Here is an 18,082-nt window from a genome sequence, read left to right on the forward strand (position 1 = left end):
CGTCATCACGCGGTCGCATGCGCAAAGGCCCCGCCGGCAAAACCGGCGGGGCTTTTTTTGCTGTCGATCGAAGCGCTTGCGTCAGCGCTGCGCCTGCATCAGCGGCGGACGCCGGTCGAACCACGGCCGTGCCCGTTCGAGCTGGCGTGCGAGTTTCAGCAGCAGCGCCTCGTCGGCGTGGCGTGCGACGAACTGCACGCCGATCGGCAGCCCGCGCGGGTTCCAGTAGAGCGGCACCGACATCGCCGGCTGCCCCGTCAGGTTGAACAGCTCGGTGCAGCCGGCCCAGGCGAACGCCTTCTCCGACGCCTTCGCGAGCATTTCCCGCAGCAGCGGCTTCACCGGCAGCGCGCCGAGCAGCTTCATCTGCGCGGCTTCGAGCGGCGTCGGCTGCAGCTCCCCGATCCTGACCGGCGGCCCTGCGAGCGTCGCGCACAGGATCGCGTCGTAGCGTGACACGAGGCCCGCGACCTGCACGGTGAGCTGGCGCTGCCATTCGAGCACGTCCGGCAGGCGCGCGCGGGCGACGCGCCGGCCGACCACGGCCATCGCCCACGTCGCCGGTTCGAACTCGGCGCGCTTCGGCGTGCGCCCGGTCAGCGCGCGGGCGCCGAGCACCATCTCCTCGGCGATCGTCGCCCACAGCGTGAGAAAGGTTTCGGCCGCGCGCCCATAGTCGATGTGCAGCGTCGCCGGTTCCACGTGATGGCCGAGCGATTCGACGAGCGCGGCCGCGTCGTCGAGCGCCGCGCGCGTGTCGTCGGCGAGCGCCGGCGCGAGCATCGGGTCGACGACGAGGCCGATCCGCAGCGGGCCGGGCGGCGTGTCGAGCTCGCCGAGAAAGGTGCCGGGCGCGCCGGGCGGCAGCGTCTGGCCGGTCGTCACGTCGAGCAGCAGCGCGCTGTCGCGCACGCTGCGCGACACCGCGTGCTGGACCACCAGCTCGCCGTTCGACGGCAGGTCGACCAGCATCGGGTTGCGGCTCGGCTTCAGGCCGAACAGCCCGCAGCACGACGCCGGGATCCGGATCGAGCCGCCGCCGTCGGACGCATGCGCGAGCGGCACGATGCCGGCCGCGACGGCCGCGGCCGCGCCGCCGCTCGAGCCGCCGGGCGTGTGATCGAGGTTCCACGGATTGCGGCACGCGCCGAACAGCTCGGGTTCGGTGTACGGCATCTGGCCGATTTCCGACGTGTTGGTCTTGCCGAACACGTTGAGCCCCGCCGCGCGGCTGCGCGCGATCAGCGGCGAATCGTCGGCGGGGACGAAGTAGCGATAGTGGCGGCTGCCCATCGACAGCGGCAGCCCGGCCACCGCCGCGCCGAGATCCTTGACCAGATACGGGACACCGGCGAACGGCGCGCCGGTGCTGGTGTCGCCGGCCGACGCCGCGCGTTTGCGCGCGGCGTCGTAGTCCTGCAGCACGATCGCGTTGACCGCGCCGTTGACCGCTTCGGCCTGGCCGATCGCGGCGTCGAGCAGCTCGCGCGGGCTCGCCTTGCGCTCGCGTACGAGTGCGGCGAGGCCGATCGCGTCATGCGCGAGATAGTCCGAGTGCATCGCTGTCACCCCCGTTGTGACCTGTGGCGATGAAAGGAGGATAACGCGGGCCCGGCGCACCGGGCCCGCCACCGGCTGCCTTTACAGGTGCTCGGCGAGGAACGTCAGCGTGCGGCCGTGCGCGAGGGCCGACGCGCGCTGGTTGTAAGACGCGCGGTCCGTGCAGTTGAAGCCGTGCTCGGCGCCCGGGTACAGGTGGAACGACGCATTGCGGCGGCCCGCGAACGCGCCCTTCACCTGCTCGACGGCGTCGAGCGGGATCCCGTGGTCGTTCTCCGCGTAGTGGAACAGGATCGGCTGCGTGATCTTGCCGGCAAGGTCGAGCGCATTCTGGATGCCGCCGCCGTAATAGGCGACCGCCGCATCGACCTTGGCCGCAGCGGCCGCGCGGTACGCGAGCTGGCCGCCGAAGCAGTAGCCGATCGCGGCGATCTTGCCGGCGACTTCCGGGCGTGCGCGCAACGCGTCGGCGGCCGCGCCGATGTCCGCGACCGCGAGGCCGACGTCGGTCTTCTTCATCAGCTCGATGCCTTTGTCGCGATCGGCGCCTTCGTAGGCCAGCTCGACGCGCGGCTGAGTGCGCCAGAACACGTCCGGCGCGAGTGCGACGAAGCCGTCGGCCGCGTACTGGTCGGCGACCGCGCGGATGTGCGAGTTCACGCCGAAGATCTCCTGGATGATGATGACGGCGGGGCCCGTGCCGCGCTTGGGCAGCGCGAGATAGCCGCCGAAGCTGTCGTTACCGGTCGGGATGTCGATCCATTGGGCAGTCACGTTTGAACTCCTGGCGAACGGGCGCGCGACGGGCGCGCCGCGGATGGAAAAAGGGGCGGCCTAGTGTGCCACCAATCCCGTGGCGCTGCAGCGCGCGCAAGCGGCGCGCCTGCCGGGTGGGCGCGCTTGTCGAACCGGCGTCCCGCACGCGCTTCTCGCGCAGCGATCGTTTTGATCTCGATTATTCATTTTTCGAGGGCGCGCCGCTTCGATAGAGTCGACGTGTCGGCTTTTACAAAGCGCTTTCGCGCATCGTCATCGAAGGATTCACCATGTCCGCCCGTGCATTGTCCACCCCGTTTTCCGAACGCTTCGGCCTGCGCCTGCCGCTCGTGCAGGCGCCGATGGTCGGCGCGACCACGGCCGCGATGGTCGCGGCCGCGTCCAATGCCGGCGCGCTCGGCAGCCTTGGCGCCGGCGCGTTCGTGGCGGACCGTCTCGTGACCGAAGTCGCCGCGATTCGCGCGGCGACCGCGCGGCCGTTCGCCGTGAACCTGTTCGTGTTGCCCGAGGCCGCACCCGACGCGTCGACCGTCGCGCGCGCGCTCGCCGCGATTGATCCGCTGAACGCGACGCTCGGGCTGCCGCCCGGCGCCGCGCCCGCGCGCTACGCGCCCGACTTCCGCGCGCAGCTCGATGCGCTCGTCGCGCTGCGCGTGCCGGTCGCGAGCTTCACGTTCGGCGTGCTCGACGCGGCCGACGTCGCGCGCCTGAAGGCTGCCGGCACCTACGTGATCGGCACCGCGACGCACGTCGCCGAAGGGCTCGCGTGGCAGGCGGCCGGCGCCGACGCGCTGTCCGCGCAGGGCGCCGAAGCCGGCGGCCATCGCGGCACCTTCATCGGCTCGGCCGACGACGCGCTGATCGGCACGCTCGCGCTGGTGCCGCAGCTCGTCGATGCGACCGGCCTGCCGGTGCTCGCCGCGGGCGGCATCATGGACGGCCGCGGGATCGCCGCCGCGCTCGCGCTCGGCGCGCAGGGCGCGCAACTCGGCACCGCGTTCCTGACGTGTGTGGAAAGCGCGATCGCGGCGGACTGGAAGGCGCGGCTGCTCGCGAGCGCCGACACGTCGACGCAGGTCACGCGGGCGATCACCGGGCGTCATGCGCGCGGACTGCGCAACACGCTGATGGCGCGGCTCGGCGAACGCGCGGCCGATGCCGCGCCGTATCCGGTGCAGAATGCGCTGACGCAGCCGTTGCGCCAGGCCGCCGCGCGCGCGAACGACGGCGACTACCTGTCGCTGTGGGCCGGGCAGGGGGCGCCGCTCGCACGGCGGCGCGACGCCGCGCTGACGACGTCGCAGCTCGTCGGCGCGCTCGATGCCGAATGGCGCGCAATGGCCGCATGAACGGCTCGACGGCCGCCGGATCGGCGCGTATCGGAGCCCGTATCGCGCCGAAAACGCGCGTGCTGTCACACGCGTTTCATTCAACGATCCCCCGCACAAAATACCGAATCGAAATGACGCGGGAATGCTTTAAATCAACCTTTCGACCAGGCTGTCCGAAATTAGCGGAAACCCTTATCCGGCGGGGCTTGCAGCGATATTCGAGTAGTCATTCCAAAGTGCCCGTATCGGTAGTGTTACCACTACCCCAAAAAAGTCCCACAAATTAATTTGATCACCTACACTTGCGCGCAAGTACGGGCGGTCGGTCGCTAAAAGCGGCCGTTTCCCACGTGCTTGAGGCCAAGTGCATGAACGATGCAACCGGCGAATCGTCCAGTGATGCAAACACAGGGATGGCAGCGGGGCACCGGGCGATGGCGTTTATTGGGACCGAAACTGGAGACTTACATGAATATCAAGATGCAAAAGCTGTTGCCGATCACCGCAGCTGCGATGCTGTGCGCTGCAGCTGCAGGCAACGCAGCCGCCGATCAAGTCGTCAAGATCGGCCACGTCGCGCCGTTGACGGGCGGCATTGCACACCTGGGCAAGGACAACGAAAACGGTGCACGTCTCGCGGTCGAGGAGATCAACGCCAAGGGTCTCACGATCGGCGGCCAGAAGATCACGCTGCAACTGGACCCGCAGGATGACGCGGCCGACCCGCGCCAGGCCACGCAGGTCGCGCAGAAGCTCGTCGACGACAAGGTCGTCGCCGTCATCGGCCACCTGAACTCGGGCACGTCGATCCCGGCCTCGAAGATCTACAGCGATGCGGGCATCGTGCAGATCTCGCCGTCGGCGACCAACCCGGCTTACACGCAGCAAGGCTTCAAGACCACGTATCGCGTGGTGGCGACCGATGCGCAGCAGGGCCCGGCACTCGCCGACTACGCGCATTCGAAGGGCATCAAGAGCGTCGCGGTGGTCGACGATTCGACCGCTTACGGCCAGGGTCTCGCGAACGAGTTCGAGAAGAAGGCGAAGGCGCTCGGCCTGAAGGTGCTGTCGCACGACGCGACCAACGACAAGGCGGTCGACTTTCGCGCGATCCTGACCAAGATCAAGGGCGAGAATCCGGACGCGATCATGTACGGCGGCATGGACGCCACCGGTGGCCCGTTCGCGAAACAGGCGAAGCAGCTCGGCCTGCGCGCGAAGATCTTCGCGGGCGACGGCGTGTGCACGGAGAAGCTGGCGGACCTGGCCGGCGATGCGACCGACAACGTCGTGTGCTCGGAAGCCGGTGCATCGCTCGAGAAGATGCCGGGCGGCGGCGCGTTCAAGGCGAAGTACGAGAAGCGCTTCGGCCAGCCGATCCAGATCTACGCACCGTTCACGTATGACGCGGTGTACATCGTCGCCGACGCGATGAAGCGCGCGAACTCGACGGACCCGGCGAAGATCCTCGGCGCGATGCCGGCGACGAAGTACACGGGCGTGATCGGCACCACGACCTTCGATTCGAAGGGCGACCTGCAGCACGGCGTGATCTCGCTGTACAACTACAAGGGCGGCAAGAAGACGCTGCTCGACGAAGTGAAGATGTAAGCTGAAGATCGGTCGACAGAAGGGGTGAAAGCGCGCCTGCGGCAACGCGGGCGCGCTTTCTTTTGGCGGCTCGCAGCAGGCGGTGCGTCCGCCGCGCGCTCAGATCTTCAGGTGCGCAAGCACCCTCGGCGCGATGGCCGCGACGAGCGCCGCGCACAGCGCGACAACCGACAGGCCGACGGTCAGGTTCGCGGTTTGCGCGACCGCGCCGATCACGACCGGACCGAACAGCAGTCCGAAATACGCGAGCCCGGCCACGTGCGCGAGACCTTCGGCCGCGTGGATGCCTTTCACGCGCGCGGCAGCGGCGAACAGCACGGGCATCATGTTCGCGAGGCCGAGGCCCATCAGCGTGAAACCCGTCAGCACGGCGGCCGGGTTCGGCAACAGCAGCGCGCCGATCATCCCGGCGCACGCGAGCGACGCGCTTGCGAACACGAGCTGCGGCGCGCCGAACCGCGCGCGCACCGCGTCGCCCGCGAAACGCGCGATCGCCATTCCGCCGGAGAATGCCGCATACGCGGCGCTCGCGAGCGCGGGGCTCGCCGCGACGACGTCGCGCATATAGACCGTTGCCCAGTCGTACATCGCGCCTTCGGCAATCAGCGCGATCAGCGCGATGCCGCCGAGCATCCACAGCGCGGGCGAGCGCCAGCGGTTGCCGCCGCCGTGCGCGTGCTCGTGATGCGGCACGTGCGGCAGCACGGCCGGGCTCGCGGCCACCAGCACCGCCGCGTTGATGGCCGCCGCGAGCGCGAGATGCATGGCGGGCGCCATGCCGGCCGACAGCAGCGCGCCGCCGGCCGCCGCGCCCGACATCCCGCCGATGCTGAACATCCCGTGCAGCGACGACATGATCGGCTTGCCGAGCGCGATCTCGACCGCGCTCGCCTCCGCGTTCATCGCGACGTCGAGCGTCGCCATCGAGAAGCCGAACAGCGCGAGCACGACCAGCAGCATCCAGTAGTCGGGCACGACGAGGATCAGCGCCGCGCACGCGGACATCACGAGCCCGCCCGCGAGGCACGCGGTGCGCGAGCCGACGCGCGTGATCCAGCGCGCGATCGTCAGCATCGCGGCGATCGACCCGCCCGCGACCGCGAACAGCGCGATCGACAGCAGCCCGGGGCTCAACGCGAACTTGTCGCGCACGGTCGGCACATGCACGCCCCACGACGCGTACATCATGCCGGCGACGAAGAACAGCGCCATCGTGGCCGTGCGTGCGCGCTGGCGAACCGGCAAGGCCAGCACGCGGTGCGCGTCGGGCGGCGCGGCGAAGGCGGACGAGGATCGGGAGGAAGATTCGGACACGGAATGCTCTTGAATGGACGATGCGCGGGCGCGTCGCGCCCGTCGGATTCGTCCGATTCTATCGAACCGCTTACGGTCTTGCCGGCGCGCTGGCCGTCAGGCCCGTCGCGCACGCCGCTTGCGCGGGCCGCATCTGCCATCCGGCCGATGCCCGGCGGGCCGCCGCCGCGGGTAACATCGATGCGCAGGCGGCGTACCGGAGCTTGCCCGTGTTGCGCGCCTTCGCCATCCTTGCCGCCCAGGCCTTCCGACCGCAGGAGTCACCGTGAACATCGATCCCGCCCTTGCCCTGCACCTGCTGCACCGCTGCGCGCTCGGCACGCTCGCGACCCACGCGCGCGACCCGCAAGGTTTTCCCTATCCGACGGTCGTGCCGTTCGCCCCCGACGCGAATCATCGGCCCGTGATTCTCGTGAGCGGCCTCGCCGAGCACACGCGCAATCTCGCCGCCGATCCGCGCGCGGGCTTCCTCGTCGTCGACGCGCCGGACGGCGACGTGCTGAACGCCGAGCGCGCGACGCTGCTCGGCCGCTTCGTGCCGCTCGGCGACGATCCGCATGTCGCCGCGCGCTATACGCGCTACGAACCCGACGCGGCGCGCTATCTCGCGCTCGGTGATTTCACGTTCTGGGCGCTCGACATCGAGCGGCTGCGCTATATCGGCGGGTTCGGCCGGATGGGCTGGGTGGACGGCACGGGCCTCGATGCGCTGCCGCCGCTCGGGTTCGACGACGAACGGGCGTTGTGGGACGCGTACGACGCGAGCGCCGCGCGCCGCGACGGGCTCGACCTGCTCGGCGTCGACCGCCGCGGCGCCGACTGGCGCTGCGACGGCCGCCGCGTGCGCACGCCGTTCGACCCGCTGCCGGGCGACGCCGGCGCGCTGCGCGAGCGGTTGATGGCCTGCGCGCGGGATGTGACGTGACGCCGCGGATGCCGCTTTGTCTGTTTAGCGAACCGCGCCATGTGATTTATGCAAAAACTTGTCGCCTGATGAAAGCTTCGATTTTCCCACATGCAGGGTAATTGCGTATGTTGATAGACCTATTACCGGATCGGTAATGTCCTAATCTCTACGCAAGCGCATGAAAATTTGAGAAAAGGCCGTGGCCGGTCAAAATGACATGCGCGAATTACAATTGGTCTCGGGATTTTCGTGAATCCCGCTTCTATCAAATCTTTTTTGTGCTAATCTCTGCCTTCGAAAATCCGAGGCACAAATATTCCATGAATGGTGAACCGGCTGCAGACCGGCGCCATTGATCATATAGAAAGGGAAACTATGTCTTCTTACAAGGACCTGCTGGCCCAGCGGGAGAAGCTGGAGAAGCAAATCGAAGAAGCGAAGTCGCGCGAATACGCCGAAGTGCTGAATGACGTGAAGCAGAAAATTGCCGACTACGGCTTTTCGCTCGCCGATCTCGGCCTCAGCCGCGCGAAGGCCGGCAAGGTCGGTCGTCCGCGCGCCGGCGTGGCAGCCAAGTACCGCGATCCGGAAACGGGCGCGACGTGGTCGGGCCGCGGCAAGCCGCCGCGCTGGATCGCCGGCAAGAACCGCGAACAGTTTACGATTTAAACGATCGTTTAAGTCGTCGTCTCAAAAAGAGCCGCGTATCCGTCGAGGAGCGCGGCTTTTTTGTATTCCGGCGCCGGAACGTATGCGTGTTGTCATGAAAATGTCAGAAACGGTGCGTGAATGAAAATGCGACCCGTTCGCATAAGCGATTGATTTAAATGGAAAATTTTGTGTTATCGGAATGCCGCGCGGGCTGCGTTTGATAGAATTCCGTATCCCAATCGATATCTCGTATTTCATGTCCACGTTTTCTGGCGACACGCATAGCGCGGATAAGCACGCGGTCGCGCGCAAGAGCACCTTCGTCAGTATCGTGCTGAATGTCGTGCTGGCGACGTTTCAGATCGTCGTGGGCGTGGTTGCGCATTCGCAGGCATTGATTGCCGATGGCGTCCATTCGATTTCCGATTTGATCTCGGATTTTGTCGTACTGGTTGCGAATCGCCATAGTGGTGCATCGCCGGATGCCGATCACAATTACGGACACAGCCGCTACGAGACCGTCGCGTCGCTGTTTCTCGGCGCGATCCTGATCGCGGTCGGCATCGGCATGCTCTGGCGCGCCGGCAACCGTCTCGTGAACCTCGAGAACATCCCCGCCGTCCATTTCTCCGCGCTGATCGTCGCGCTGACCGTGCTCGTGTCGAAGGAGGCGCTGTTCCGCTACATGCTGCGCGAGGCGCGGCGCGTGCGCTCGGCAATGCTCGTCGCGAACGCATGGCATGCGCGCTCGGACGCCGCATCGTCGCTCGTCGTTGCGATCGGCATCGTCGGCAGCCTCGCCGGCGTGCGGCTGCTCGACCCGATCGCCGCCGCGATCGTCGGCTTCATGGTCGCGCGCATGGGCTGGACGTTCGGCTATGACGCGCTGCAGGACCTGTCGGATCGCGCACTCGACACCGCCGCCTCGGCCGAGATCCGCGCGCTGCTCGCGGCGACGCCGGGCGTGCGCGACGTGCACGACCTGCGCACGCGCAAGATGGGCGATACGGCGCTCGTCGACGCGCACATCCTCGTCGATCCCATGATCTCCGTCTCCGAAGGGCACTACATCGCGGAAACCGCGCGTGCGCGCGTGCTGAGCGACCCGCGCGTGCTCGACGCGCTGATCCACGTCGACCCCGAGAACGACGCGGCGCGCCGTCCGGCGCTCGCGCTGCCGCCGCGCGACGAGATCACGGCGCGGCTCGAGACCGCGCTTGCGCAGCGCGGGCTGCATGCGGCCGCGATCAACCTGCACTACCTGAGCACGGGGCTCGAGATCGACGTGACGCTCGACGCCGGCGCAGGCGATACCGACGCGGCACTGGCCAGCCGGCTCGATGTCGACACGCTGAAGCGCCAGTTCGGCGCGCGCCGGATCGGTTTCACGCGCGGGCTGCCTGCGCAGGCGTGAGCGGCGCCGTCGAACGCGTCGCGTGCGTTACAGCGGCAATTGCGTGTCGAACTTGATTTCGCGCAGCACGACGCTCGTGCGCACCTGCGACACGGCCGGGATCTTGAAGATGCGTTCGTGCAGGAACACGTCGTAGGCCTTGATGTCGGGGGCGACGATCTTGAGGATGTAGTCGGCTTCACCCGTCGTGCTGTAGCACTCGGTGACTTCCGGGCAGGTCGCGATCTCGCGCTCGAACTGCTCGACGCCGCCTTCGTTGTGGCGGGTCAGGTGCACGTGCGCGAGCGCGCACACGTGCAGGCCGAGTTTCTCGCGGTCGAGCAGCGCGGTGTAGCGCTGGATCACGCCGGACTGTTCCATGTCCTTGATGCGGCGCCAGCACGGCGTGCTCGACAGGCCGACCTGGTCGGAGATTTCCTGTACGGAACGGCGCGCGTCGAGCTGCAACAGGCGAAGGATTTTTTGCGAAAAGGAATCGAGCGTCACCTGCGCCTCCATGCGGCAGCTACAACACGCTGAATGTTAGAGGGCCGGGGAAGGAAAGGCAATCTGGCGGCGCGCCGGTGAGCGAGATTCGCTAATTTGCGCGCGGATCCGTGGGGTTTTGTCCCACCCCTGCCTGTTCCGACCGGTCGGTGTCGGCCACCGCGAGGCCCGCGAGCGCCGCCTGCTGACGGCGCAGGTCGGCGAGCATGTTGCAGAACAGTGCGCCTTGCTCGATCGCGTCGTCGAGCGCGACGTGCGTGTGCGGGTGATCGTCGAACCAGTGCTTCGGAAAGCGCGGCTTGATCGCCTTGCGGTACGGCAGGCCCGTCATCGCGAACGCGAGCGTCTTGATGTCGAGCGCCGACCACGAGAACGGGCAGCGTCCGGCGAAGCGCATCATGTACCAGAACATGAACGTGAAATCGAAGCCGGCCGGCATCGCGACGAACACCGGCTTGCCCGGCAGCGCCTCGACCCACTCGACGTACGCGACCAGCGCGGCCTCGGGCGCCTGCAGGTCGCGCCGGCATGCGGCCCACGCGTCGGGCTCCGTCTTCCACCACGCTTCCTGCACCGGATGGGCTTGCGCGCCAGGCAGCGTCTCGAGGTTCGCCGAGAACGTCGCGATCAGCTGCTTGTCCTCGGTATAGGCGGCCGACGCGAAGCTCAGCATCGAGTGCGGGCCGGGAATCGGGCCGTCGGCCTCGACGTCGGTGCTGACGTAGATTTCGGGGATGGCGGTCTGGTTCATCCGAACACCTTGTCGGACACGAACGGATTCGTGCGGCGCTCGTCGCCGAAGGTCGACACCGGGCCGTGGCCCGGCACGAACGTGACGTCGTCGCCGAGCGGCCAGAGCTTCTCCTTGATCGAGCGCACGAGGTCCGCATGGTTGCCGCGCGGGAAATCGGTACGGCCGATCGAGCCGGCGAACAGCACATCGCCGACGATCGCGACGCGATGCGCGCGGCTGAAGAACACGACGTGGCCGGGCGTGTGGCCGGGGCAGTGATAGACCTCGAGCGTCTCGTCGCCGAACTGCACGGTGTCGCCGTCGTTCAGCCAGTGGTCCGGCTCGAACGTCTCGGCGGCCGGGAAGCCGAAGCGCTGGCTCTGCATCGGCAGTTGCTCGATCCAGAAGCGCTCGTCTTCCTGCGGCCCCACGATCGGCACGCCGTAGCGCGTCGCGAGCGCCTTCGCGCCCGCGCAGTGATCGACGTGGCCGTGCGTGAGCAGCACCTTCTCGACCTGCACGTTCTGCCGCGCGATCTCCTGTTCGATCCGTTCGAGATCGCCGCCCGGATCGACGATGGCGGCGCGGCCGGTCTTTTCGCAGACGAGCAGCGAGCAGTTCTGCTGGAACGGCGTGACCGGAATGAGCGTGACTTTCATGGAGGCACCGGCGGCTAAAAGGAGCGATTGTACCGGTCGCGCGCGCTGCCTGCCGGCCCTGCGGAGCAGTGTCGGACACGCTTCCGCGGGCAATCCCCGAGCATCCCGATTGTTACCGCCATAGTGAGAATCAATGGTCCGGACGGGGTGCTTTTCGAGATGGGCTTTTGGTTTATGTATAATGCGCTCCATTGCACGTGAATTTCACGCAATTCGCTGGTGTTTCGACCCCGTTGAATGGGGTGTCGGATTCACCGTCAAGCATCGACCGCCGGGGAGTCCGGCGGTGTATCCAGCACCGAGCATTCGGTGCTCACGTCTTGTCCGGCCGGGTGCTGCGCGCCCGTCTGCGGCCCTGCTGCCGCGCCGCCGGATGAGGCCTGTGCCGCCGTTCCTGTGCGTTGGCTGTACGCGACGCGCGCGAACGTGAAAGCCATGTTCGATGGCGGCATGTGGGGTCTGGTCAGGCTGCCGGGGACAGGTTGCGCCAGACGTGAAAACTAATCAGGACGGTTGCGGCAGAGACGAAAGCCGCGCCCATGCTAGCCGCCTGCTCGCGTATCCGAGCGGGGCGTGCACGCATTTGCCGTCCGGGCCGCGTATCTGCGTTGTTGAGCAGCGTTGCGTTGGTGCGGCCCGAACCAGAAGGCGACACGTCGATGAATTTTCGTTTTCCGACTCGATTCGGGACCATTGCATTATTTTTTGCGCTGACGGGCTGTGCGGTGCCACCCAGCCAGACCACCGGCAGTGCCAACCAGAAGAACGCGGTCGGCAAGACGGCCGCGGCCGCGAAAGCGGATGACGATAAGCAGCAACTGAATTTCGATTCCGCGCTGGCATCGATGCCGGCTGCCGACAGCAAGGACGCGAAGAAGTCGTCGCTGGCCGACGCCGAGCCGATCGACGGCAAGGATGTGTCCGACTTCCGCCAGACGGGCCGGGCATCGTGGTATGGCCGGGATTTCCACGGCCGCCGCACCGCGAACGGCGAGCGCTTCAACATGAATGCGCTGACCGCCGCGCACCGCACGCTGCCGCTGTCGTCGTACATCAAGGTGACGAACTCGTCGACCGGCAAGTGGGTCGTCGTGAAGGTCAACGACCGCGGGCCGTACAAGCGCGGCCGCGTGCTCGACCTGTCGTATGCCGCTGCCAGGATGATCGGCCTCGTGCACGCCGGCACGGGCCGCGTGAAGATCGAAGGGCTGTCGCCGCAGGAAGCGCGCGAGGCACGCGACGAAATGTTGGCGTCGGTCTCGGCGAAGTAACGCGGCGGTTCGTCCGCCCATGCAAAAGGGCTGCCTTCGGGCAGCCCTTTTGCGTTTCCGCGGGCCGGGCGGCGGATGCCGCCCGCGCTCGCGCGTCAGCCTTCCTTCAGCGCGAGCGCGCGCGCATACAGCGCGTTGCGCGACGCACCCGTCAGCGCGGCCGCGAGCTTCGCCGCGCTCTTCACCGGCACTTCTTCCAGCAGCAGTTTGAGCAGCGCGTCGTGCGCGGTGTCGTCGGCCTCGCCGCTGTCGGCTGGCGCGCCTTCGACGACCAGCACGAACTCGCCGCGCTGCCGGTTCGCATCGCCGTCGAGCCAGCTCTGTCCTTCGGCCAGGGTGCCCTGGAACAGTTGCTCGTGTAGCTTGGTGAGCTCGCGTGCGATCAGCAGCCGGCGCGCGGGGCCGAACGCGTCGGCGAGTGCCGCGACGGTCTCGGCGATCCGGTGCGGCGCTTCGTAGAACACCAGCGCGTACGGGTGCCGCACGAGCGCCTGCAGCGCGCTCGCGCGCTGCTTCGCCTTCGGCGGCAGGAAGCCCGCGAACGTGAACGCGCCGGCCCAGTCACCCGCCACGCTCAGCGCGGTCACGGCCGCGCTCGCGCCCGGCAGCGGAATCACCGCGAAGCCGGCCGCGCGCACGGCGTCGACGAGCCGCGCGCCGGGGTCCGAGATGCCGGGTGTGCCGGCGTCCGACACGTACGCGACGCGTTCGCCTGCGCGCAGCAGCTCGATCACGCGCAGCGCCGCTTCGCGTTCGTTGTGCTCGTGCACGGCGACGAGCGGTTTCGAGATGCCGTAGCGGGCTAGCAGCTGGCCCGTATTGCGGGTGTCTTCGGCCGCGATGCGGTCGGCGAGGCCGAGCACGTGCAGTGCGCGCAGCGTGATGTCGGCGGTGTTGCCGATCGGCGTCGCGACCACGTAGAGCGCGGCGTCCGGGTAATGCTGCGTTTTCGCGAGTTCGAGGAGGGCAGTCATGGCAGGCAATGCGCGCAATCGCGGCGCAAGCGGAACAAGGACGGCATTGTGCCACGCGGCGCCGGCCGCGCAGGGCAGCGGGCGCGGTTTGCCGCCCGGCGGCGGCAACTTTTCCCGCGCGGCGCGATCCAGATCGGTGGGTGCGACGTTCGAGCAGCGCGCGCGGCAATTCCTGGAGCGCCGCGGCCTCGTATGCGTCGCGGCGAACGTGACGATGCGCGGCGGCGAGCTCGACCTCGTGATGCGCACGCCCGACGGCACGCTCGTGTTCGTCGAGGTGCGCGCGCGGCGCAGCAGCCGGCACGGCGGCGCGGCCGCGAGCGTCGGCTGGCGCAAGCGGCGGCGTCTGGTCGCGGCCGCGCTCCATTTCTGGGTGCGGCACGGCGCGGGCGCCGCGTGCCGTTTCGACGTCGTCGCGTTCGAGGCCGGCCGGCTCGAGTGGCTGCGTGACGCATTTCGTGCCGACGATGCGTAGCCGCGAGCTGTGACGAGATGTAAAGAGTTCTTGCCATACCGCCGGAGAGGATGCCGGAGTGCGGTAAACTCGCCGCACCCATGACGTTGCGCGCGGCGTGCCACGCGCCCAGTTCACCAGGAATCGATGTCAGTCGAACGTATTCAGCAACATTTCCGCGACAGCGCCGCGCTTCACGCCGAAGCGGCCGATGCGCTGTCGCTGCCGATCGCGGCCGCGGTCGACGCGATGTTCGCCGCGCTGGCGAACGGCAACAAGATCGTCGCGTGCGGCGACGGCCCGTCGGCTGCCGCCGCGCACTACCTCGCCGTGTCGCTCGTCGGCGGCTTCGAGCGCGAGCGTCCGGGCCTGCCCGCGATCGCGCTGGCCACCGATGCGTCGCAGGGCGGCCTCATGGGGGCGTTGGCCGCCGACCAGCTGTTCGCGCAGCAGGTGCGCGTGCTCGGGCAGACCGGCGACATCCTGCTGGTGCTCGACGCGAGCGGCGCGTCGCCGCGCGTGCTGGCCGCGATCGACGAGGCGCACGAGCGCGAGATGACCGTCGTCGCGCTGACGGGCGGCAGCGACCACGCCATCGCGGCCGCGCTGTCCGACACCGATATTCCGATCAGCGTGCCCGCCTCGCGTGCGGCGCGCGTCCACGAAGTCCATCTGCTGACCATCCACTGCCTGTGCGACGGCATCGACGCGATGCTGCTGGGTGAGGATTGAACGAAGGAGAGCCGTCGATGAATCAAAGCCGCGTCAAACAGACGCTCGTCAGAACCACCTTGCTCGCCGCGCTGACGGCGGGCCTCGCGCTGTCGCTGCAGGGCTGCGTGCTCGGCGTGCTGGGTGCGGCGGCCGGCGGCGGCGCGCTGATCGCGACCGATCGCCGCACGCTCGGCGCGCAGACCGAGGATCGCGAGATCCAGGTCAAGTCGCTCACGCAGATCAACAACGGGCTGCCGGACCAGTCGCACGTGAACGTCACGGTGTTCAACCGCCGTGTGCTGCTGACGGGCGAAGTGCCGAACAACGCGTCGAAGCAGCGCGCCGAGGAAATCGTGCGCGGCATCAACAACGTGAACGCGATCGTCAACGAGCTGTCGGTCGAGCCGGCATCGTCGCTGTCGTCGCGCGCGAACGACTCGTACCTCGAAGGGCGCGTGAAGTCCGAGCTGATCGCGACGAAGGGGCTGTCGGCGAACTACTACAAGGTCGTCAGCGAGCGCGGCAACATCTACCTGATGGGGCTCGTGACGGTCGACGAAGGCAATCGCGGCGCCGATGCGGCGAGCCAGGTGCCGGGCGTCGAGAAGGTCGTGAAGGTGTTCCAGTACGTCAAGCCGCAGGACGCGCAGGCATTGCAGGCCGCGTCGCCGAGCGATGCGTCCGGTGCGCAGGCCGCGGCCGCCCCCGCGGATGCCGCGACAGTCGGTGCGGTGCCCGATGCGTCGGTCCAGTCCACGCCGCTGCAGCCGCCCGCGCCGATCTCGAATTCGTCGAGCGTGCACCCGGGCAACCCGAAGGCAACGCCGCAATGAAGTCGATGCAGATGAAGATCCGGCAATGGATGGTGCAGGGCGCCGCGGCCGCGGGGCTCGCGGCAGCGGCGCTCGGCACGGCGCATGCGGACGTCGGCGACGGCCTGAAGGTCGCGCGCAGCAACGCCTGCATGGGCTGCCACGCGGTGGACCGCAAGCTCGTCGGCCCGTCGTTCAAGGATATCGCCGCCCGCTACAAGTCCGATCCGCAGGCCGCCGCGAAGCTGTCGAAGAAGGTGAAGGACGGCGGCTCCGGCGTCTGGGGCGCGATTCCGATGCCGGCGCACCCGCGCATGAGCGACGCGGATCTGCGTTCCGTGGTCGAATGGGTGCTGGCCGGCGCGCCGTCGAAGTGACGCATTCGGCGGTGACGGAACCCCTATTGCCAAGCGCGGAAATGCATGTGTATGATGGTGGACTGTTGGGGCGGTAGCTCAGCTGGGAGAGCGTCGCGTTCGCAATGCGAAGGTCGGGAGTTCGATCCTCCTCCGCTCCACCAACGGAATCCGAAGGGCTCGGTCGCAAGACCGGGCCCTTTTTGTTTTCCAGCATGCCGCGCACAACGCAGGCGCCTCATACCTTGCTTTCGACGCGACCCGTTCCTATTCGGCCGCGTCGCGATCGTGTGCCGGCCCGGCCGCCCCGTGCCTTGTCGCGTGGTAATGCCGTCGTGCCTTCGCGACGTTTCCGCAGGTTGCCATGTCGCACCACTTGCGGCGCCCCGTCTTCGAGCTGTCGATGAACAGCCACGCGCAATTCGGCCCCGCGCACATCCGGAGCCGACCATCCGGTATCGCTTGGAGCAGCTTCACCGCGTCGAGCGCAATCCGATCGGTGGGCAGGTGCAGGTCCGTGCCGCCGCGCGTATCCGGCGCGTCGTGGAATTCCACTCGTCCGGCCGCCGTCGCGACGAGGCGCTGCCCGCTCACCGCGCGCCGCCACACGTGCTCCAGCGTGGTGAGATCCGCCGTGCCCGGCGATGCGCGGTGCGCCAGCGCATCGAAAATGCCGAACAACGCTTCACGCAAGCGCCTGGCATCGCGCAGCGCACGGTCGGCCGCCGCGGGCGCTTCGGCCGCGCGGGCCGCGAGCGGCTTCAGGTCGAGCGCCGGCAGCAAGCCCGACGACGCCAGCCACGCGAGATACGCGGAATAATCGGGCAGCCAGTCGCGCGGCGTCTCGTCACGGCCGGTCATCGTGTTGACGAAGTCGAGAACGAAGTGACCGCCGATGAAATCGCGAGCCTCGAACGTGTGCGCTTCCATAACCGGTGAAATCGTTGACATGGGTTAAATCGATGCTAACCTTTGATGACCTTTTGACAGGTTATCACGCATGATGACCACAATTGCGCGAGGAGAAGTCATGACGGTGCCGACCGCTTCGTCCGACCTGCAGGCTGAACGTTCGTCAACCGGTGTCGCTCGACCGATCGAACTCATCGCCGCGCCGAGCAGCCTCGGCCTCAAGCCGAACGGCGCCGGACGAGAGCCCGACACGTGGCGCGGCCCGGACGCGCTGCTCGCTACCGGGCTCGCCGCACGTCTGAGCGCGCGCGTTTCGTGGCTCCAGCATCCCGCCTATGCGTTCGAGCCGCAACCCGGCACCCGCATCCGTAACGGCGAGTCGATCCGCGCGTTCTCGCTCGAACTTGCCGCGCACGTCGCCGGCGCGCTCGACCGGCACGCCTTTCCGATCGTGCTCGGCGGCGACTGCAGCATCCTGCTCGGATGCCTGCTGGGAAACCGGCACGCAGGCGGCAGCGGGCTTGTCCATGTCGACGGACACAGCGACTTCTTCCATCCGGGCAACTACGACACGTCGACGCGGCTCGGCTCCGCGGCGGGGATGGACCTCGCGCTGGCGACCGGCCGAGGAGAGCCGCTGCTGACGTGCTGGCCGGATCTGGACGGCCCGCTGGTCGACGATCGCGACGCATGCCAGGTCGGCGAGCGCGACGCCGAATCCGCCGCGTTCGAGGCCGCCTACGGCGATATCGTCCGGACCGCGATCACGCGCACGACGATCCAGCAGTTGCTGGCGCGCGGGCCTGCCGCCGTTGCTCGCGAACTCGTCGACTGGCTGCGCATGCGCGCGCTTCGGCGGGTGTGGTTGCACGTCGATCTCGACGTGCTCGATCAGTCGCAGCTTCCGGCCGTGGATTCGCCCGGCTCGCCGGGGCTGGACTTCGACGGGCTCGATGCGTTGCTCGGGCCGCTCGTCGCATCCGGCCGCGTTGCGGGGATCGACTTCACGATCTACGACCCGGGGCTCGATCCGGCGCTCGCGCATGCGGACCGGATCGCGTGCAGCGTCGCACGGAGCGCGGCCGCGCTGCCGGGGGCGCGTAGCCGATAGCGCGGCCCGTCGTACGGGCGACGGCCGCCGCGACG

General features: G+C 68.1%; 19 protein-coding genes and 1 tRNA gene. 12 read left to right on the forward strand and 8 right to left on the reverse strand.

The window, feature by feature from the left end:
• Positions 1 to 81 precede the first annotated feature (81 nt).
• Positions 82 to 1,560 carry an amidase gene (locus tag DIE21_RS25680; protein WP_124500328.1) on the reverse strand — a complete coding sequence of 493 codons (1,479 nt, stop codon included), beginning with the start codon at positions 1,558 to 1,560 and terminating at the stop codon, positions 82 to 84.
• Positions 1,561 to 1,641: 81 nt separating this feature from the next.
• Complete coding sequence (locus tag DIE21_RS25685; RefSeq protein ID WP_124500329.1) at positions 1,642 to 2,334, reverse strand: dienelactone hydrolase family protein; 693 nt, start codon at positions 2,332 to 2,334, stop codon at positions 1,642 to 1,644.
• Positions 2,335 to 2,606: 272 nt separating this feature from the next.
• On the opposite strand from DIE21_RS25685, the gene DIE21_RS25690 reads away from it, so the two are divergent.
• Both DIE21_RS25690 and DIE21_RS25695 read left to right on the forward strand, forming a co-directional pair.
• On the forward strand, positions 2,607 to 3,686 hold the full coding sequence (locus DIE21_RS25690; protein WP_124500330.1) for a nitronate monooxygenase family protein: 1,080 nt from the start codon (positions 2,607 to 2,609) through the stop codon (positions 3,684 to 3,686).
• Positions 3,687 to 4,136: 450 nt separating this feature from the next.
• A complete protein-coding gene (locus DIE21_RS25695; RefSeq protein ID WP_124500331.1) occupies positions 4,137 to 5,279 on the forward strand; it encodes a branched-chain amino acid ABC transporter substrate-binding protein in 1,143 nt (380 codons plus the stop codon).
• 99 nt (positions 5,280 to 5,378) lie between these two features.
• On the opposite strand, the gene DIE21_RS25700 is transcribed toward DIE21_RS25695, so the two are convergent.
• Positions 5,379 to 6,593: an MFS transporter gene (locus DIE21_RS25700; protein ID WP_124500332.1), complete on the reverse strand. Its 1,215-nt coding sequence runs from the start codon at positions 6,591 to 6,593 to the stop codon at positions 5,379 to 5,381.
• 265 nt (positions 6,594 to 6,858) lie between these two features.
• On the opposite strand from DIE21_RS25700, the gene DIE21_RS25705 reads away from it, so the two are divergent.
• From DIE21_RS25705 to DIE21_RS25715, 3 genes are all read left to right on the forward strand, one after another.
• Positions 6,859 to 7,518, forward strand: coding sequence for a HugZ family protein (locus DIE21_RS25705; RefSeq protein WP_124500333.1), 660 nt, complete (start codon positions 6,859 to 6,861; stop codon positions 7,516 to 7,518).
• A gap of 357 nt (positions 7,519 to 7,875) precedes the next feature.
• Positions 7,876 to 8,169: an H-NS family nucleoid-associated regulatory protein gene (locus DIE21_RS25710; RefSeq protein WP_124500375.1), complete on the forward strand. Its 294-nt coding sequence runs from the start codon at positions 7,876 to 7,878 to the stop codon at positions 8,167 to 8,169.
• Positions 8,170 to 8,407: 238 nt separating this feature from the next.
• Positions 8,408 to 9,565, forward strand: a complete 1,158-nt coding sequence (locus DIE21_RS25715) for a cation diffusion facilitator family transporter (protein ID WP_124500334.1) — start codon at positions 8,408 to 8,410, stop codon at positions 9,563 to 9,565.
• Between the two features lie 27 nt (positions 9,566 to 9,592).
• Here DIE21_RS25715 and DIE21_RS25720 read toward each other — a convergent pair whose 3' ends face one another.
• The 3 genes from DIE21_RS25720 to DIE21_RS25730 all read right to left on the reverse strand — a co-directional run bounded on the left by DIE21_RS25720 (position 9,593) and on the right by DIE21_RS25730 (position 11,443).
• The gene (locus tag DIE21_RS25720) at positions 9,593 to 10,063 is read right to left on the reverse strand and encodes an Lrp/AsnC family transcriptional regulator (RefSeq protein ID WP_006477376.1); all 471 of its coding nucleotides are present in this window, start codon (positions 10,061 to 10,063) and stop codon (positions 9,593 to 9,595) included.
• 79 nt (positions 10,064 to 10,142) lie between these two features.
• Positions 10,143 to 10,802, reverse strand: coding sequence for an exonuclease (locus DIE21_RS25725; RefSeq protein WP_124500335.1), 660 nt, complete (start codon positions 10,800 to 10,802; stop codon positions 10,143 to 10,145).
• A complete protein-coding gene (locus DIE21_RS25730; RefSeq protein ID WP_124500336.1) occupies positions 10,799 to 11,443 on the reverse strand; it encodes an MBL fold metallo-hydrolase in 645 nt (214 codons plus the stop codon). The genes DIE21_RS25725 and DIE21_RS25730 overlap by 4 nt, the downstream gene beginning before the upstream one ends.
• Before the next feature lie 659 nt (positions 11,444 to 12,102).
• On the opposite strand from DIE21_RS25730, the gene DIE21_RS25740 reads away from it, so the two are divergent.
• Positions 12,103 to 12,714, forward strand: coding sequence for a septal ring lytic transglycosylase RlpA family protein (locus DIE21_RS25740; RefSeq protein WP_124500338.1), 612 nt, complete (start codon positions 12,103 to 12,105; stop codon positions 12,712 to 12,714).
• Positions 12,715 to 12,809: 95 nt separating this feature from the next.
• On the opposite strand, the gene rsmI is transcribed toward DIE21_RS25740, so the two are convergent.
• Positions 12,810 to 13,688, reverse strand: coding sequence for a 16S rRNA (cytidine(1402)-2'-O)-methyltransferase (gene rsmI, locus DIE21_RS25745; RefSeq protein WP_124500339.1), 879 nt, complete (start codon positions 13,686 to 13,688; stop codon positions 12,810 to 12,812).
• A 46-nt stretch (positions 13,689 to 13,734) separates the two neighbouring features.
• Here rsmI and DIE21_RS25750 point away from each other — a divergent pair, with 46 nt between their 5' ends.
• The 5 genes from DIE21_RS25750 to DIE21_RS25770 all read left to right on the forward strand — a co-directional run bounded on the left by DIE21_RS25750 (position 13,735) and on the right by DIE21_RS25770 (position 16,188).
• A complete protein-coding gene (locus DIE21_RS25750) occupies positions 13,735 to 14,163 on the forward strand; it encodes a YraN family protein (RefSeq protein ID WP_124500376.1) in 429 nt (142 codons plus the stop codon).
• Positions 14,164 to 14,289: 126 nt separating this feature from the next.
• The gene (locus tag DIE21_RS25755) at positions 14,290 to 14,874 is read left to right on the forward strand and encodes an SIS domain-containing protein (RefSeq protein WP_124500340.1); all 585 of its coding nucleotides are present in this window, start codon (positions 14,290 to 14,292) and stop codon (positions 14,872 to 14,874) included.
• 17 nt (positions 14,875 to 14,891) lie between these two features.
• On the forward strand, positions 14,892 to 15,689 hold the full coding sequence (locus DIE21_RS25760; protein WP_124500341.1) for a BON domain-containing protein: 798 nt from the start codon (positions 14,892 to 14,894) through the stop codon (positions 15,687 to 15,689).
• Positions 15,686 to 16,045, forward strand: a complete 360-nt coding sequence (locus DIE21_RS25765) for a c-type cytochrome (RefSeq protein WP_124500342.1) — start codon at positions 15,686 to 15,688, stop codon at positions 16,043 to 16,045. The genes DIE21_RS25760 and DIE21_RS25765 overlap by 4 nt, the downstream gene beginning before the upstream one ends.
• Positions 16,046 to 16,112: 67 nt before the next feature.
• Positions 16,113 to 16,188, forward strand: a tRNA-Ala gene (locus DIE21_RS25770).
• A 103-nt stretch (positions 16,189 to 16,291) separates the two neighbouring features.
• Here the strand turns inward: DIE21_RS25770 and DIE21_RS25775 are convergent.
• Entirely contained in the window at positions 16,292 to 16,975 is a 684-nt protein-coding gene (locus tag DIE21_RS25775) for a CGNR zinc finger domain-containing protein (RefSeq protein WP_260426773.1), read from the reverse strand.
• A gap of 79 nt (positions 16,976 to 17,054) precedes the next feature.
• On the opposite strand from DIE21_RS25775, the gene DIE21_RS25780 reads away from it, so the two are divergent.
• The gene (locus DIE21_RS25780) at positions 17,055 to 18,047 is read left to right on the forward strand and encodes an arginase family protein (protein ID WP_124500343.1); all 993 of its coding nucleotides are present in this window, start codon (positions 17,055 to 17,057) and stop codon (positions 18,045 to 18,047) included.
• The last annotated feature ends 35 nt before the right edge of the window (positions 18,048 to 18,082 follow it).

Source organism: Burkholderia sp. Bp9140, from assembly GCF_003853425.1.
Taxonomy (GTDB): domain Bacteria; phylum Pseudomonadota; class Gammaproteobacteria; order Burkholderiales; family Burkholderiaceae; genus Burkholderia.

Coding starts and splice junctions, on each gene's coding strand:
- DIE21_RS25695 (WP_124500331.1), top strand. CDS start 4,137: ATGAATATCAAGATGCAAAAGCTGTTGCCGATCACCGCAGCTGCGATG.
- DIE21_RS25755 (WP_124500340.1), top strand. CDS start 14,290: ATGTCAGTCGAACGTATTCAGCAACATTTCCGCGACAGCGCCGCGCTT.
- DIE21_RS25775 (WP_260426773.1), bottom strand. CDS start 16,975: ATGTCAACGATTTCACCGGTTATGGAAGCGCACACGTTCGAGGCTCGC.
- DIE21_RS25760 (WP_124500341.1), top strand. CDS start 14,892: ATGAATCAAAGCCGCGTCAAACAGACGCTCGTCAGAACCACCTTGCTC.
- DIE21_RS25710 (WP_124500375.1), top strand. CDS start 7,876: ATGTCTTCTTACAAGGACCTGCTGGCCCAGCGGGAGAAGCTGGAGAAG.
- DIE21_RS25680 (WP_124500328.1), bottom strand. CDS start 1,560: ATGCACTCGGACTATCTCGCGCATGACGCGATCGGCCTCGCCGCACTC.
- DIE21_RS25765 (WP_124500342.1), top strand. CDS start 15,686: ATGAAGTCGATGCAGATGAAGATCCGGCAATGGATGGTGCAGGGCGCC.
- DIE21_RS25715 (WP_124500334.1), top strand. CDS start 8,408: ATGTCCACGTTTTCTGGCGACACGCATAGCGCGGATAAGCACGCGGTC.
- DIE21_RS25720 (WP_006477376.1), bottom strand. CDS start 10,063: ATGGAGGCGCAGGTGACGCTCGATTCCTTTTCGCAAAAAATCCTTCGC.
- DIE21_RS25780 (WP_124500343.1), top strand. CDS start 17,055: ATGACGGTGCCGACCGCTTCGTCCGACCTGCAGGCTGAACGTTCGTCA.
- DIE21_RS25740 (WP_124500338.1), top strand. CDS start 12,103: ATGAATTTTCGTTTTCCGACTCGATTCGGGACCATTGCATTATTTTTT.
- DIE21_RS25730 (WP_124500336.1), bottom strand. CDS start 11,443: ATGAAAGTCACGCTCATTCCGGTCACGCCGTTCCAGCAGAACTGCTCG.
- DIE21_RS25725 (WP_124500335.1), bottom strand. CDS start 10,802: ATGAACCAGACCGCCATCCCCGAAATCTACGTCAGCACCGACGTCGAG.
- rsmI (WP_124500339.1), bottom strand. CDS start 13,688: ATGACTGCCCTCCTCGAACTCGCGAAAACGCAGCATTACCCGGACGCC.
- DIE21_RS25690 (WP_124500330.1), top strand. CDS start 2,607: ATGTCCGCCCGTGCATTGTCCACCCCGTTTTCCGAACGCTTCGGCCTG.